Source organism: Lactobacillus sp. HMSC08B12 (assembly GCF_001808415.1).
GTDB classification, from domain to species: Bacteria; Bacillota; Bacilli; order Lactobacillales; family Lactobacillaceae; genus Lactobacillus; species Lactobacillus delbrueckii.
In genome coordinates this window covers 18,901-31,666 of record NZ_KV793132.1, presented here as the reverse complement: position 1 = coordinate 31,666, position 12,766 = coordinate 18,901, and the positions used below count along the sequence as shown (strand labels likewise).

The 12,766-nt window shown below is 52.8% G+C and carries 15 protein-coding genes; all 15 read right to left on the bottom strand.

The features are described from left to right. Positions 1–42: 42 nt before the first annotated feature. The 15 genes from HMPREF3168_RS03300 to cdaA all read right to left on the bottom strand — a co-directional run bounded on the left by HMPREF3168_RS03300 (position 43) and on the right by cdaA (position 12,747). Positions 43–699, bottom strand: coding sequence for an NAD(P)H-binding protein (locus HMPREF3168_RS03300; protein ID WP_003614721.1), 657 nt, complete (start codon positions 697–699; stop codon positions 43–45). 96 nt (positions 700–795) lie between these two features. Further along, positions 796–1,254 carry a low molecular weight protein-tyrosine-phosphatase gene (locus HMPREF3168_RS03295; RefSeq protein WP_003614714.1) on the bottom strand — a complete coding sequence of 153 codons (459 nt, stop codon included), beginning with the start codon at positions 1,252–1,254 and terminating at the stop codon, positions 796–798. A gap of 84 nt (positions 1,255–1,338) precedes the next feature. After that, complete coding sequence (locus HMPREF3168_RS03290; protein WP_003614798.1) at positions 1,339–1,749, bottom strand: hypothetical protein; 411 nt, start codon at positions 1,747–1,749, stop codon at positions 1,339–1,341. A 128-nt stretch (positions 1,750–1,877) separates the two neighbouring features. Then, positions 1,878–2,912: a GGDEF domain-containing protein gene (locus HMPREF3168_RS03285; protein WP_070488472.1), complete on the bottom strand. Its 1,035-nt coding sequence runs from the start codon at positions 2,910–2,912 to the stop codon at positions 1,878–1,880. A gap of 229 nt (positions 2,913–3,141) precedes the next feature. Beyond that, positions 3,142–3,891: a hypothetical protein gene (locus tag HMPREF3168_RS03280; protein WP_070488470.1), complete on the bottom strand. Its 750-nt coding sequence runs from the start codon at positions 3,889–3,891 to the stop codon at positions 3,142–3,144. Then, the gene (gene crcB, locus HMPREF3168_RS03275) at positions 3,888–4,247 is read right to left on the bottom strand and encodes a fluoride efflux transporter CrcB (protein ID WP_003614728.1); all 360 of its coding nucleotides are present in this window, start codon (positions 4,245–4,247) and stop codon (positions 3,888–3,890) included. Before crcB ends, HMPREF3168_RS03280 begins: the two co-directional genes overlap by 4 nt. Before the next feature lie 4 nt (positions 4,248–4,251). Next, entirely contained in the window at positions 4,252–4,641 is a 390-nt protein-coding gene (locus tag HMPREF3168_RS03270) for a fluoride efflux transporter FluC (protein WP_003614780.1), read from the bottom strand. A 152-nt stretch (positions 4,642–4,793) separates the two neighbouring features. Next, positions 4,794–6,710: a copper-translocating P-type ATPase gene (locus HMPREF3168_RS03265; RefSeq protein ID WP_070488468.1), complete on the bottom strand. Its 1,917-nt coding sequence runs from the start codon at positions 6,708–6,710 to the stop codon at positions 4,794–4,796. Next, a complete protein-coding gene (locus tag HMPREF3168_RS03260; RefSeq protein ID WP_003614790.1) occupies positions 6,710–7,084 on the bottom strand; it encodes a cupredoxin domain-containing protein in 375 nt (124 codons plus the stop codon). Before HMPREF3168_RS03260 ends, HMPREF3168_RS03265 begins: the two co-directional genes overlap by 1 nt. Beyond that, positions 7,078–7,521: a CopY/TcrY family copper transport repressor gene (locus tag HMPREF3168_RS03255; RefSeq protein WP_003614747.1), complete on the bottom strand. Its 444-nt coding sequence runs from the start codon at positions 7,519–7,521 to the stop codon at positions 7,078–7,080. Before HMPREF3168_RS03255 ends, HMPREF3168_RS03260 begins: the two co-directional genes overlap by 7 nt. A 79-nt stretch (positions 7,522–7,600) precedes the next feature. Then, positions 7,601–8,569 (bottom strand): serine hydrolase domain-containing protein, encoded by a 969-nt coding sequence (locus tag HMPREF3168_RS03250; protein WP_070488466.1) that lies wholly within the window; start codon positions 8,567–8,569, stop codon positions 7,601–7,603. 51 nt (positions 8,570–8,620) lie between these two features. After that, positions 8,621–9,433 (bottom strand): Cof-type HAD-IIB family hydrolase, encoded by an 813-nt coding sequence (locus HMPREF3168_RS03245; RefSeq protein WP_003617322.1) that lies wholly within the window; start codon positions 9,431–9,433, stop codon positions 8,621–8,623. A gap of 148 nt (positions 9,434–9,581) precedes the next feature. Further along, positions 9,582–10,934, bottom strand: a complete 1,353-nt coding sequence (glmM, locus tag HMPREF3168_RS03240; protein ID WP_070488464.1) for a phosphoglucosamine mutase — start codon at positions 10,932–10,934, stop codon at positions 9,582–9,584. Positions 10,935–10,957: 23 nt separating this feature from the next. Continuing rightward, the gene (locus tag HMPREF3168_RS03235) at positions 10,958–11,908 is read right to left on the bottom strand and encodes a CdaR family protein (RefSeq protein ID WP_003614745.1); all 951 of its coding nucleotides are present in this window, start codon (positions 11,906–11,908) and stop codon (positions 10,958–10,960) included. Continuing rightward, positions 11,908–12,747, bottom strand: coding sequence for a diadenylate cyclase CdaA (gene cdaA, locus HMPREF3168_RS03230; RefSeq protein ID WP_003614789.1), 840 nt, complete (start codon positions 12,745–12,747; stop codon positions 11,908–11,910). The genes HMPREF3168_RS03235 and cdaA overlap by 1 nt, the downstream gene beginning before the upstream one ends. Positions 12,748–12,766: the final 19 nt, after the last annotated feature.

Sequence of the window (12,766 nt, the reverse complement as noted above, 5' to 3'; positions counted from 1 at the left end):
AAAGGCCTGCACGCGCGTGCAGGCCTTTTTCTCTGACTTATTTTAGTAAACTGGCCGGACGTAACCCGCCGTTTCCGGCTGGGAGATGCCAACGCTGGCCCGGGAGTACTGGCTTGGATCAGCCATGATCTTTAAGACCAGGCCAGCCACGCTGGCTCTTGAAACAGAGGTGCCGACGAACTCGTCATAGCGGCCAGTCAAGGAGTACTTGACATCTGGCCAGTCGGTCAAGGCAGGCATTCTGATCAAGGTGTAGTCCAGGTCAGCTTCTTCCAGGCGGTGGGCAGCCTCTCTGGCTGGCAAAAAGCGGCCGGAACCCACCCATTCATCAACCCAGGTGCCGAATTCCCCAGGAATTTCATAGTAAAGGCCGGCCAGGCTTAATTCGATAACCCGGTCAAAGCCGTTTTCCTGGCTTGCCTTGACCAGGTTCTTGCTAATCACCGTGAACTTCTTGTCATCAACCTTGCCCAAGAAGACCAGGTCAGCATCCTTGGTAACTGCCAGGATCTTGTCCAGGTCAGTTGCCGCTCCTTCAGTCAGCTTGATCCGGTCGCCCTTTGCCAGGTCGGCCAAAAGTTCCGGCCGCTGGGTCAAAAGCTCCAGCTCCACATCGCTGAACTGGGGGTCAGCCAGCAAGTGCTTGATGACCAGGCGGGAGATCCGGCCGGTCGGGTGCAAAATGACATACTTTTTCATAAACAAATCCTTACTATTGCCATAAACAATTAAAAATTTTCTTACAACTTACACCCTTAATTGTACTCGCTTTAAGCGTTTTCGTAAATTCCTCGCCTAAAGCTGGTCTAACAGGCCCCGGCAGCCCCGGCTGATCTCTTGGAAGGCCAGGTCAAAGTCATTTGTATACCAGGGATCATCAATGTCAGCATAGCTACCAGCAAATTGGAGCAGCTTGTACTGCTTTCTTTCCGGGTCACCCCCGCAGATCTGGTTCATGGCCATGAAGTTTTCACTGTCCATGGCGATCAAGTAGTCATACTTGTCATAGTCTTCCCGGGTCAAAAGCCGGGCCCGGTGCTGGCTAAATGGCACCCCGTTTTTGGCCAGTTCCCGCTGGGCACGGGGGTCCATTGGATTGCCAACCCCACCAACGATTTCATCGCCGGTCACGGCTGCGGAAGCAACTTCAACCTGGTCAGCCTTGCCGGCTTCAGCCAGGAGCTGCTTCATGATGAATTCGGCCATTGGCGACCGGCAAATGTTGCCATGGCATAAAAACAAAATTTTTTGCATTTTTGTCACCTTTCCCTAAAGTGTAAGAAATATTATAGCATGCAGCTTTTTTAAAGAAAAAAGAGACGCCTTGGCGTCTCCTTCTTAATCTTGCTTAGCAGCCGCGTAGAGCTCGGATTTCCGCTCATTTAAAGCTTGGTCCAGCTGCGCGTTGATGGTCATAATCAGTAAAAATGGCAAGAGCACCATGACCGGGTAGGTAAACAGGCGCCAGACATGGTAGTGGCCAAAAAGCACCGTCAGCTGCATCTCTTCCTGCATCTGCAAGACGGCAAATAAAATCGAGGCCACTGAGTAGTAACCCAGGCTGCGCTTGAGCGCGCTGGTCAAAGGCTCGAAGATGGAAAAAAGCAGCAGGGTCAAGCCCATGACGACAGAAACGATGCCCAGCCCTACCCGGAGGGCATTCTTTATGACATAGTTGGCCAGAAAGGCCCCGTCATTGCCCAGGCTGCAGGCGGTAAGCTTGCCAGCCGGCTGGTAAAAGCCCTTCAAAGCTGTCCTGGTTCCGGCCCCAGAAGCTGACGATGCCTAAAGCAAGCATAATTAAGGCCATGATCAGCGAATAAAACATGGTACGGTTATTTTTTTCATCACTAAACCTCTTCCTCTTTGCTCCAGCATCAACGGTAGCGCTTGTGCGATTTGTAAAAGTCGTTTTTCTGCCGCCGCATCTTCCGGTCGGCTCTCTCAACTACTTCCCGCAAATAATGGGAGTCCGGGCACCATTCAGCCCCAATTGAGATCGATGGGCTGGCCGGCTGGGTTAAAGCTTTCTCAAAAGCAGCACAATGACTTTCGAATTCCGTCCGGCTGCTCTGGTCATCCAAAACCACGAACTCATCCCCGCCGACCCGGTAGACATAGTCGCGGCCAAAAGCCTGGCTGATCAAGTTTCCGGCCGCAATCAGCATTTTATCCCCGGCATCATGACCCAGTTCATCATTGGCCTTTTTCAAGCCGTTCAAGTCCATGAAGGCCACGCCCACCGTTCTTGAAGTCTGGGACTTCTGGTAGAAGTTCAGCTTGGCCAGGTAAGGGTGGCGGTCATTCAGCTTGGTCAAGACATCAGTGTCTCTTTGCTCTTCCAAATTTTTGCCGGTTACCTTGGCTCCAACGAAGTCGGCCGTCAGTTCAATCAAGTCATTGAAGTCCAGGTTCAAGGCCGGGTTGAGGTTTTCAACAGCTACCAGGCCTCTCAATTCTCCTCTTTCGTAGAATGGTGCCAGCAAACTGTTGTTTAACTGGTAGTTATCCCCATAGCAGGCCACGAGTTGCGGAAAAGATGCCGCGATTGCTTGAGGATCGGTCAAAAACAAACTGTCCTCATTAAACAAATCCAGCTTGCTTAAGCTAACTGTTGCCTTTGCAAGACTGATTGCCTGCTGCTTGGCTGAGAATTCAGCGACTCCTGGCCGCTGCCAGCTATGAGTGCTTCTGGCCACATCTCCATGGATTTCCATTAGGGTGACCCGGTCTGCTTCCAGGTCCTGGCCCAGCAGCTGTTTAAGCTCAGCCGCCGGCAAGCCATAGAGCTCACACAGGCCCTTAGACACGGCAATGGCTTTAATCTGCTTATTTTTTGATTGATAAAGTGCTATTGGTACTTCGCTCTGCGCGATTTTATCCAGCTCAGCCTTCTTCGCTCTTTTTTTCATAAAACCACTCCTAATAAACACGGTTTGCCTGCAAACTGGCAAAAATCTTTAAGCATAAATTAATTTGTATTTAAAGATGCAGAGGTAGGTTGGTGTTAACCCATTCTTTATATTATATAAAAGTTGTTATAACAGAGCAAGCTGGGACTGCTTTCCTATAAGAAAATGCGGGGCTTTTCCCAGCATGAAAAAAGCCAAGACTAGCCGCCTTGACTCTTAACATAGTTTTTTAATTATTATTCGCTTCTTTATTCTTATTAGCCTTTCTCTTCGCCCGATAACGGCAAACATCCAGATAAAAAAGGTAGCCGGCCAGGGCTAGGGCCAGAAGAAAGCCGGCCCAGCTGCCCCAAGAATAGGTGAACAGCATCTTGGAGTAAACTTCTTTTTGGACCATTTCCGTCAAGGTATGGGTAATAAAGACCTGGAAGCCAAAGGCACTGGCCGCTCCCAGCACAAAAGGCAGCCAGGACCAGTAACGGTTGAAGAGGAGCAGGGCCACGCCCAGCAAGTAAAGGACGCAGATGATCCACAAGGAGAGCTGGTAGATTTGCGTAATCTGCTGCAATTCCCCTTCATGCACCTTCAGTTCACTGTTGACCAAATAGAGGATCAAGTCATCCATAAAAAGCTGGACCTTGTTCTTGGCTGGCAGCTTTAAATCGCTGGACTGCAGGCGCTTGTTTTGCCGGTAGCGGGAAACCAGCCGGTAGAGGCTGAGATGGGACTCGCTAATCTCCACCTTGTCTGGCAATTGGTCAACCAGGTCCTGCTTCAGGCCCGATTCTACCGCGGCTTTGGCCGCGATCGACATGGCGCTGACATCGCTTTGGTTGGCAAAAGTGTCGATCAAACTGGACGCATAGTCCTTGACCTCATACATTTTAAAGGTGACAGGGCTACTCAAAAGAGCGACCAGGGAAATTATGGCTGCCAGGCTGCACAGGCTCTTGCGCAGAATCAGTTGGCTTTTTTTCATAGCAGACTTCCAAGATAATATCCGCAAGTTAAAAGGACCGCCCCGCCCAAATAGCTGGCCAGCAAATAGCGCTTGAGGACGTGCTTTTGCCCGTTATCAGCCAAAGAGACCATTTCCGTGTTCAAAGTGGAAAAAGTCGTGTAGCCGCCCAAGACGCCGGTGCCCAAGAAGGCATAGACGCTAGCCGGCAGCCGCAAGGCAAAGGCCAGGCCCAGGAAAAAGGCCCCTGTCAGATTGATCAAAAGAGTCGGCCGAGGATAGGCCGTCCCCTGCATCCAGTGCTTCTTGCCATAACTGGTCAAAGCATAGCGGGCTACAGCCCCCAGGCTGGCGCCGAATCCAACCGCAAAAATCATCTTGTTACCCCCTTTCCAAAAGTTTGCCCGCGGCGAAGTTGGCCGCCTGCTTGCCTGCCCAGGCAAAGAGGAAGCCAGCCGCGATCGTGCCGGTAAAGTAAAGCAAAGCTCCGAAATTTTGCCCGCCAAGCAGCAGCTTGAAGGCATCCAGGTTGAAGCTGGAGAAAGTCGTAAAGGCTCCCACGAAGCCCGTCCCCAGGCCTATGGTCAGCCAGGCCCGGCTATTATTGGACGTTCTCAGGAAAAAGTAGGTCAGAAAGGCCAGGAGAAAGCAGCCCAAAAGGTTGGCAATCACCGTCCCGTAAAAGGAAAATGCTTCCGTTAAGCCATAGCGGGCCAGGCCGCCCCAAAAGGCGAAAAAAGCCACGCTGAGATAATTTTTTACTGTATCCATTATTTGCCTCTTTTTGTCTCTTCCTAGATCGTTAATTAACGCACTAATTATAAGATTACATCAGAAAGCGCTTCAAAAGCAAACAGAAAAATAGAAGCACCAGCATGGTACTTCTATTTAAAGCCTTATTCCATTATTTCATAATTGCTCTATCAGCTTTTGCCTGCCCCGGCGATCTTAGTCCAGTTCAACATTAATGATGACAGCAAGACTGAGACGGAGCTGAAGGCCATGGCCAAAGCGGCCAGTTCCGGGCTGAGGCTGACCCCGATAAAGGAGAAGAGGCCGGCCGCGACCGGAATCCCGATCAAATTGTAGATCAAGGCCCAGAAAAGGTTCAGCTTGATCCGCGTGAAGGTCTGCTTGGACAAGTCAAGCGCCCGCAAAACCCCGGTCAAGTCGCTAGTCATCAAGACGATGCCGCCGGCTTCCTTGGCCACGTCGGTCCCGCTGCCCATGGCAATGCCGACATCAGCTAGTGACAAGGCCGGTGCGTCGTTGATGCCGTCGCCGACAAAGGCCACCGGCCCTGCTTCTTGCAATTTGGCCAAGCGGTCAGCTTTTTCCCCGGGCAAAAGTCCCGCTTCGACCTGGTCAATGCCCAGCTGGCGGCCGATTTTTTCCGCCAGCTGCTGGTTGTCGCCAGTTAACATGACCGTCTTGATTCCGCGATTTTTAAGCTCACTGAGGACGGCCTTTGCTTCTGGGCGGGGAGCATCCTGCAGGGCCAAGAGGCCAATGACGGAAGAATCTTTTTGGACATAAACCACCGTCTTGCCGGCTTCCGCCAAGCCTTCTGCCTGCTGGCGCCAAGCGTCTGAGGCGCTGACGTAGTCAGCCCGGCCCACCTTGACTAAGTGACCAGCTACCTTGCCTTCTACCCCCTTGCCTTCTTCAGCCAAAAAATCGCTGACTGGCAAGAGAGGCTGGCCGCCTTCTTTAGCGCTGGTCACGATGGCCTGGGCCAAAGGATGTTCAGAATTGGCTTCCAGACTGGCCGCCAGGCTAAGACTTGCTTTATCCCCCACCTGGTCCACCAGCTGGGGCTGGCCGACCGTTAATGTCCCGGTCTTGTCAAAAACAATAGTCTTGATTTTTGCAGCTGCTTCCAGGATTTCCCCGTCCTTGATCAAGACCCCCATCCGGGCGCTGCGGCCGCTGGCCACCATCAAGGCTGTCGGGGTAGCTAAACCCAAGGCACACGGGCAGGCGATCACGATGACGGAAACTGCGTAGAGCATGGCTTGAACCGGGCCCACGGGACTGAAGACATCCCAAATAGCAAAGGCCAGGATGCTGACGATCAATACCGCCGGCACGAAGTAGTTAGCCACCTTGTCAGTCAGTTTTTGGATCGGGGCCCGGGAGTTCTGGGCCTGCTTGACCACTTGGACGATCTGGGCCAGCATGGTCTCTTCCCCGACCTGCTCAGCCGCCATCAAAAAGCTGCCGCTGCCGTTGATGGTTGCCCCGATCACCTTGTCACCGGGCTTTTTCGCGACTGGCATGCTCTCCCCAGTCACCATGGCTTCATTGACGCTGCTTTGCCCGGATACAAGCCGGCCGTCAACCGGCACCTTGCCGCCCGGCCGCACTTTGATTATGTCGCCGGCCTTGACCTGGTCCAAGGGAAGCTTAACAAAGTCTTCTCCCCGCTTGACCTCAGCTTCACTGGCCTGGAGTTCCAGTAACTTATTCAAAGAAGCTGCTGCCCGGTCATGCATTTTTTCTTCCAGGGCATCCCCCAGCAAGACAAAAATCAAGATAAAAGCCGCGCTTTCAAAGTAGACCGGCCGGCCAGTGAAGTAGGCAAAGAGACTGTAGATATAAGTCACGCTGGTGCCGATGGCGATTAGGCTGTTCATGTTGGCCTGGTGGCGTTTCAAAGCTGCCCAGGCGCTTTGAATATAGGGTCCTGCCCCAATTAGCATAATCAAGCTGGTGGCAATCAGCGAATAGGTCTTGATCCCTGGCAGCATGATTCCCCAGATCATCAACAGCATCTGGGCCAGCATGGGCAGGGCCAAAAACAGGGACAGCCAAAAGCGGCGCCAATTAGTCAATTTCATTATCTAACCACAATCTTCCCATGAAACATGTCCATGCCGCAGGCATAGTCGATCTCCCCGGCCTTGTCGGTCGGGATCTGGACCTTGGCCAGCTTTTCCTTGCTTAGGTCCTTGTCAACGCCTAAAGAAGAAAAGACCACATGGCTGAGGCAGGCCGTCTTGTCTTCCATCTTAAAAGTTACTTCTGCCGGCACGCCCTGCTTTAAGTAGAGCACTTCCGGCTCATAGCCGCCCTTGACGACTACCTGCCCTTCCTGGCGGCCATTGGCCAGATCCGCCTGCTGGCTGCTCTTTTGGAAATTGCCGAAAAACCACCAGATGATCAAGCCGATCAAAGCGGCCGCGGCCAAAATTACTAATCCATTAACTAACATTCCCGTTCACCTTCCATATGCTCACAAGTACTTAAACAATTGCAACCAACTTTTTCCGGAGCCGTCTTCGCCTTTTCGGCCGCCTTTTTGGCAATCGCTTCAAGGTCGCTTCTGCTTAAAGGCAGGTCATCCAGCAGCCGGAGGAGCATCTCCCCCTTGTGCATATCGCACATTGCGGCAAACTCGGCCGTCAAGCTCTCCTGCATCGCTTCGCTTTCAGCTTTAGCCGCCCGGTATACGAAGCGGTGACCTTGCCGGTCAACCAGTAAAAAGCCCTTCTTTTCCAAGCGCCGCAGCAGGGTCTTGACCGTTGACGGGCTCCAGGCACATTTTGCCGCTAATTGCTCAATAATCTCGCTGCTATTGGCCTGGCCCAGGGTCCAGACGACCCGCATAACCTGCCATTCCGCGTCTGAAATCCGGCAATCTTCGTTCATTTCCTTCCTCCTCGTTTACATCTGTAACCTTTATAAAGACTATTTTACAGCATAGTTTACATTTGTCAACAATCTATTCTTATTTTTCTTCCCGGTAGCCGCCGCCGAAAAAAGTCTTGGCCGCCTGCCGGCGGGCCAGCAGCCAGGCCTTGTTGCCCCGCTTGGGGTAAACGGAGCTGGCCAAAATGACCAGGGCGCGCCCATTTTCAAGGTCCAGGCCTAATCCCGGACCGGTAAAGCCGCTATGCCAGAGAAAGCGGCAGCCCTTTTGCCAGCGGATCCAGGCCAGGGTCCGCTCAAAGCAGTCATAGTCAAACAGGCCAGCCACAAGCGGACTAGCTGTCGTTAGGTAAAAGGAGCTGAAGCGGGCCAGGTCATCTAGAGTGGAAAAGAGACCGGCATGGCCGGCCAATCCGCCCATTTGCCAGGCGGTTTCGTCATGGACGTTCCCCCAGACCTGCCCTCTCTCCTTAGTTATTTCTGTTTTGACAAAGTTGTCCCTTTTGCCCTTAAGCAAGAAACCAGTCTCCCGCATCCCCAAAGGGGCAAAAATCTCCTCCCGCAAAAAGCTGCTCAAGTCCTGCCCGCTGACCTGCTCTAAAATTTTGCCCAAGATAATGAAGTTGAGGTCGGAATATATTGACTCCTGGCCAGGTAAAAAAAGGGGCTTAGTGGCTAAAACCGCCTCCCAGACTTCCCCCGGGCTTTGGTATTGCCAGACATCATCCAAGTCCGCCGGCAGGCCGCTGGTGTGCAGGAGCAGGTCCTTTACTGTAACAGCTGAACAAGCCGCCGGGAAAAAGTCTCCCACCCGGTCCTTCAAGCTGATTTTCCCTGCAGCCATTTCCTTAAAAATCCCGCTGGCCGTCCCCACCACCTTGGTCAAGGAGGCCAGGTCATAGAATTGCCCCAGCTCAGCCTGGCCCAGATAGTGCCGGCTGACCCCACCCTGGTCAACCAAAGCATAAGAGACGCCATTTACGGTCTTTTGCCGGATTGCCTCCTCAAAAATTCCGGTGATTTTTTCTTCAATTTCTGCCGTAGTCATTTTTCCTCCTGAAAAAGAAAAAAGGCAGATCCGCAGATCTGTCCTCTTCGCTTATAGAACTAATTTCCGCAGGGCCTTGGCGATCCCGTCACGCTCGTTGGTGTCAGTGACGTAGTCAGCCAGGTCCTTGATCTCGTCGATGGCATTACCCATGGCCACCCGCTTGAAGTCAGGGATTTCAAACATGGACCGGTCATTGCCCTGGTCACCGAAGATCATGACTTCACTGTTCGACAGGCCCAGTCTTGAGGCCAGCTCGCTAACCGCGTAGCCCTTTGAAGCGGCCAGTGACCCGACTTCAACGACTTCCGGCCAGCTGCGGACAACCGCGTAGGACTGGAAGAACCAGTCCGGCAGCCGGTTCCAGAGGCGGTCGACCTGGTCCGGGTCATCGCACTGGTAGACTGCCTTGGCAAAGGTAAAGTCCTTCTTGAAGTCGCTTCTGTCTTGAATCCAGAGCTGGTTCTTGGTTTCCGCCCCGTCAATCTGCAGGCGGATGGAGATCTTCTTGTCCAAAGTGTAAAAACGGTCCGGGGTTTCAAAGTCCAGGTTGACGTCGCTGAGCCGCTGCATGTGCAGGAGGGTGTTGAAGTCGCCAAAGTCCAGATCATGACTGATCAGGACCCGGCCGTCTAAGTTCTGCACTACCGCCCCGTTGAAGAGGATCGCGTACTCTTCACTGCCGCTTAAGCCTAATTCTTCCGCGTAGCCCTTGATGCCCGACAAGGGCCGGCCAGAAGTCAGCACAATCTTGATCCCGGCTGCTTTCGCTTCCTGCAGGGCCTTGTAGGTCCCGGGCAGAATCGTCTTGCTGTCAGTTAGCAGGGTGCCATCTAAGTCGATGGCCAGCATTTTAATCGCCATATTTTCCTCCTATGTAGTCCAAAGCCTGTTCTTACTTAATTATTGCAAAATTTTTTCCGCAAAAAAAGAAAAAAATCAGCCAAAAGAAAAGGAAAGCTCAATTTGAACTTTCCTTCTTCTCAGCTTTACAGCTTTTTAACTTGCTTTTTTATTCGCCCATTTCCGTCGTAACGACCTTGACGATCCGGTCAACGTATTCCTGGGTGATTTCCTGGGTCGGGCCTTCAGCCATAACCCGGAGCAGCTCCTGGGTACCTGAAGGACGGACCAGGACCCGGCCGTCGCCAGCCATGTCCTTTTCAACGGAGTCAATCGCGTCAACTACTGCCTGGTGGTTCTTCCAGCTGTTCTTGTCCTTAACTGGAACGTTGACTAAAACTTGCGGGTATTCCTTGAAGTCAGCCAAAAGTTCAGTTAAAGACTTGCCAGTCTTCTTCATGACCAGCATCAGGTGGATCCCGGTCAGCATACCGTCACCAGTGTTGTGGTAGTCGCTGATGATCACGTGGCCGGATTGTTCCCCGCCCAGGCTGTAGCCGTTGGCCCGCATTTCTTCAGATACGTAGCGGTCACCGACTTGGGTGCGGACATTCTTGATACCCCGGCGCTCAAGAGCCTTGGTGAAGCCCAGATTGCTCATGACGGTCGTCACGATTGTGTCCTTCTTCAAGCGGCCATGGTCAGCCAGGTAAGAGCCAATCACGTACATGATGTGGTCGCCGTCGACTTCATTGCCGTTTTCGTCAACCGCGATGCAGCGGTCGGCATCCCCGTCAAAGGCCAGGCCCAGTTGGGCACCTTGCTTGACAACTTCTTCTTGCAGGCGGGCAGTGTGGGTGGCCCCGCAGTGGTCGTTAATGTTGAGCCCGTTTGGGTGGGTTGAAATAGTGGTAAAGTCAACATCCAGGTCGGCAAACAAACGGGAGATGAAGGAGCTGGCTGCCCCGTTGGCCCCGTCGATTACGACTTTGATCCCGCTCAAGTCTTCCGGAATAGTGTTTTCCAAGAATTGGATGTACTTGTTGCTGCCATCGCGGAAGTCGGTTACCGTGCCCAGGCCCTCTGCTGATGGTCGCGGCAGCATGTCCTGCTTAGTGTCGATCAGTTCTTCGATTTCTTCTTCCTTGGCGTCAGACAGCTTCAAGCCATCGCTGCCGAAGAACTTGATCCCGTTGTCTTCAACCGGGTTGTGGGAAGCAGAAATCTGCACGCCGGCATCTGCCCCTTGGGCCTGGACCAGGTAGGACAGGCCAGGTGTGGTCATGACCCCGCATTCCAAAACTTCAATGCCGACTGACAAAAGGCCTGAAATCAAGGCGTGTTCCAGCATTTCACCAGAAATCCGGGTGTCTCTTGAAACCAGAACCCGGGCCTGGCCGCCGTCTTCCTTTTCCTTGGTCAGCACGTAGCCGCCCATCCGGCCCAGTTTAAAGGCCATTTCCGGGGTCAAAACCTTGTTCGCTTCACCGCGGACACCGTCAGTACCAAAATATTTAAGCATGTTGCAAAGAACCTTTCTTTTTTCTAGTTGTTCGAATCGCTGACTTCGATCTGGACGTCCACGCTGCCTGGTGAAATCCAGGCAACCCCGCTTGGAACTGGCAGGCGGAAGGACTTGGTGACCGAAGACTTGATATCAGTCAGATCAACATCCAAAGTCAGGGAACTGATCTTTTTCAGGGCTTCCTTTTGCCCATAGAGGGTAACTTTTTCCTCTTTGGCAGTCAAGGAGTAAACTTTCTTGCTTGAGCCATGGCTGGCATTCAACTTCAGTTTAACCGTCTTCTTAGAGACCGACAAAGGCAGGGTTACCCGGGCCGTTGCCGGACTGATCACCACGTTGAGCTGGTGGCCCTTGGCATCGTATGCGGCTAGAAGAACGTTCCGCCGCACTGTCTCGGTGCTGCCGTTTGGCACGACTAGCTGGGCCTGCACGTGGTCGATCGCTTTTACTTCGCTCTGGGCCCCGGTGACTTCAACCGTCTCCGGGCTGACTGTCGGCGTGCCGATGTCATAGCCTTGAGCAACAGCATTCTTATTATAACCTATTTGAACCGGCAAGGTGCGGGACTTTCGCTTTTGGATGTTGACTTTCACGCTTTTCTGCGAAAGTTTGCAGGAAACCTGGCTGGGCAAGCCGCTAACCTTAATTAGCACCTGGTGGCTTCCAACACCCAGCTTGCTCAAGTCAATGTAGACCCGGAAGTTCTGGGTGTTAACGGCGGAAGTAACCAGGGCATTCGGTCCTTCTAGAGTCACCTTGACCTTGGATGGGTAGCCGGTGACATAGTACTTGTCAGTGTCCACTGACACTTGCAAGGCCATCTTCAAGCTCTGCTCAGTGCTTGCCGTTTCTTGCACCTTGGTTTGGTTGTTTGTATTAACCTGGGTGTTGTCAACGAAGGCAACTAAGACGATGGCTAAGAGCAGGGAAAAAAGCTTGTAGAACCATTTTTGCTCAATCAATTTGTGCATTATTTATCCCCCCAGTTCCAGATGCCCCGGGCCAGGCGGATTGGCCATGGCTGCTTCTTCTTTTCTTCAGTGACCAGTTCAGCCCGCAAGTACTTGAGGTATTCCTGCTGGCTGAGGTCAACCATGAACTGGCCGTTTCTGGTGATAGTCACCCCGCCCGTTTCTTCAGAAACGACCACGGTGATGGCGTCGGTTACTTCAGAGATCCCGACGGCTGCCCGGTGTCTGGTCCCCAGGCTCTTGGGAATCATGGCATTGTCAGACAGGGGCAGGTAGGCGGAAGCCACCTGGACCCGGTTGTTCTTGATGATGACCGCCCCGTCGTGCAAAGGAGTGTTGGGGATGAAGATATTGATCAGCAATTCCCCGGTAACCAGGGCATCGAGCTTGATCCCGGTTTCCACGTATTCTTCCAAACCGGTCTTTTGTTCCAAAGTAATCAAGGCCCCGATCCGGCGCTTGGACATGTATTGGATCGCCTTGTCCAGCTCCTTGACCAGCTTTTCCTGCTGCTCGCGCTTGCTGTTTTCTGAATCAGAAAACAGGGAGACCCGGCCCAGGCGCTCCAGCCCCCGGCGGATTTCCGGCTGGAAGATGACGATAATCCCGATGACTGACCAGGAAACGATCTGGTCCAAAATAAAAGTAACGGTCGTCAGCTGGGCCCAGCCGGCCAAGACCCGGGCCACCATGATCAAAATGATCCCGTTGGCCAGCTGGACAGCCTTGGTCCCCTTGATCAAATGGGTCAGGTGGTAGATGAAATACCAGGTGATCAAGACGTCCAGGACCACCGACAAGGTATGCCAGGTCCACAGACTTGCAAAATCAAACTGCATGAAATTTTCCCTTTCTAAA

Excerpts from the sequence above, each read along its gene's own strand:
- HMPREF3168_RS03260 (WP_003614790.1), bottom strand. The coding sequence starts at position 7,084 with ATGTTAGTTAATGGATTAGTAATTTTGGCCGCGGCCGCTTTGATCGGC.
- HMPREF3168_RS03300 (WP_003614721.1), bottom strand. The coding sequence starts at position 699 with ATGAAAAAGTATGTCATTTTGCACCCGACCGGCCGGATCTCCCGCCTG.
- HMPREF3168_RS03245 (WP_003617322.1), bottom strand. The coding sequence starts at position 9,433 with ATGGCGATTAAAATGCTGGCCATCGACTTAGATGGCACCCTGCTAACT.
- glmM (WP_070488464.1), bottom strand. The coding sequence starts at position 10,934 with ATGCTTAAATATTTTGGTACTGACGGTGTCCGCGGTGAAGCGAACAAG.
- HMPREF3168_RS03235 (WP_003614745.1), bottom strand. The coding sequence starts at position 11,908 with ATGCACAAATTGATTGAGCAAAAATGGTTCTACAAGCTTTTTTCCCTG.
- HMPREF3168_RS03265 (WP_070488468.1), bottom strand. The coding sequence starts at position 6,710 with ATGAAATTGACTAATTGGCGCCGCTTTTGGCTGTCCCTGTTTTTGGCC.
- crcB (WP_003614728.1), bottom strand. The coding sequence starts at position 4,247 with ATGATTTTTGCGGTTGGATTCGGCGCCAGCCTGGGGGCTGTAGCCCGC.
- HMPREF3168_RS03295 (WP_003614714.1), bottom strand. The coding sequence starts at position 1,254 with ATGCAAAAAATTTTGTTTTTATGCCATGGCAACATTTGCCGGTCGCCA.
- HMPREF3168_RS03270 (WP_003614780.1), bottom strand. The coding sequence starts at position 4,641 with ATGGATACAGTAAAAAATTATCTCAGCGTGGCTTTTTTCGCCTTTTGG.
- HMPREF3168_RS03285 (WP_070488472.1), bottom strand. The coding sequence starts at position 2,912 with ATGAAAAAAAGAGCGAAGAAGGCTGAGCTGGATAAAATCGCGCAGAGC.
- cdaA (WP_003614789.1), bottom strand. The coding sequence starts at position 12,747 with ATGCAGTTTGATTTTGCAAGTCTGTGGACCTGGCATACCTTGTCGGTG.
- HMPREF3168_RS03280 (WP_070488470.1), bottom strand. The coding sequence starts at position 3,891 with ATGAAAAAAAGCCAACTGATTCTGCGCAAGAGCCTGTGCAGCCTGGCA.
- HMPREF3168_RS03255 (WP_003614747.1), bottom strand. The coding sequence starts at position 7,521 with ATGAACGAAGATTGCCGGATTTCAGACGCGGAATGGCAGGTTATGCGG.
- HMPREF3168_RS03250 (WP_070488466.1), bottom strand. The coding sequence starts at position 8,569 with ATGACTACGGCAGAAATTGAAGAAAAAATCACCGGAATTTTTGAGGAG.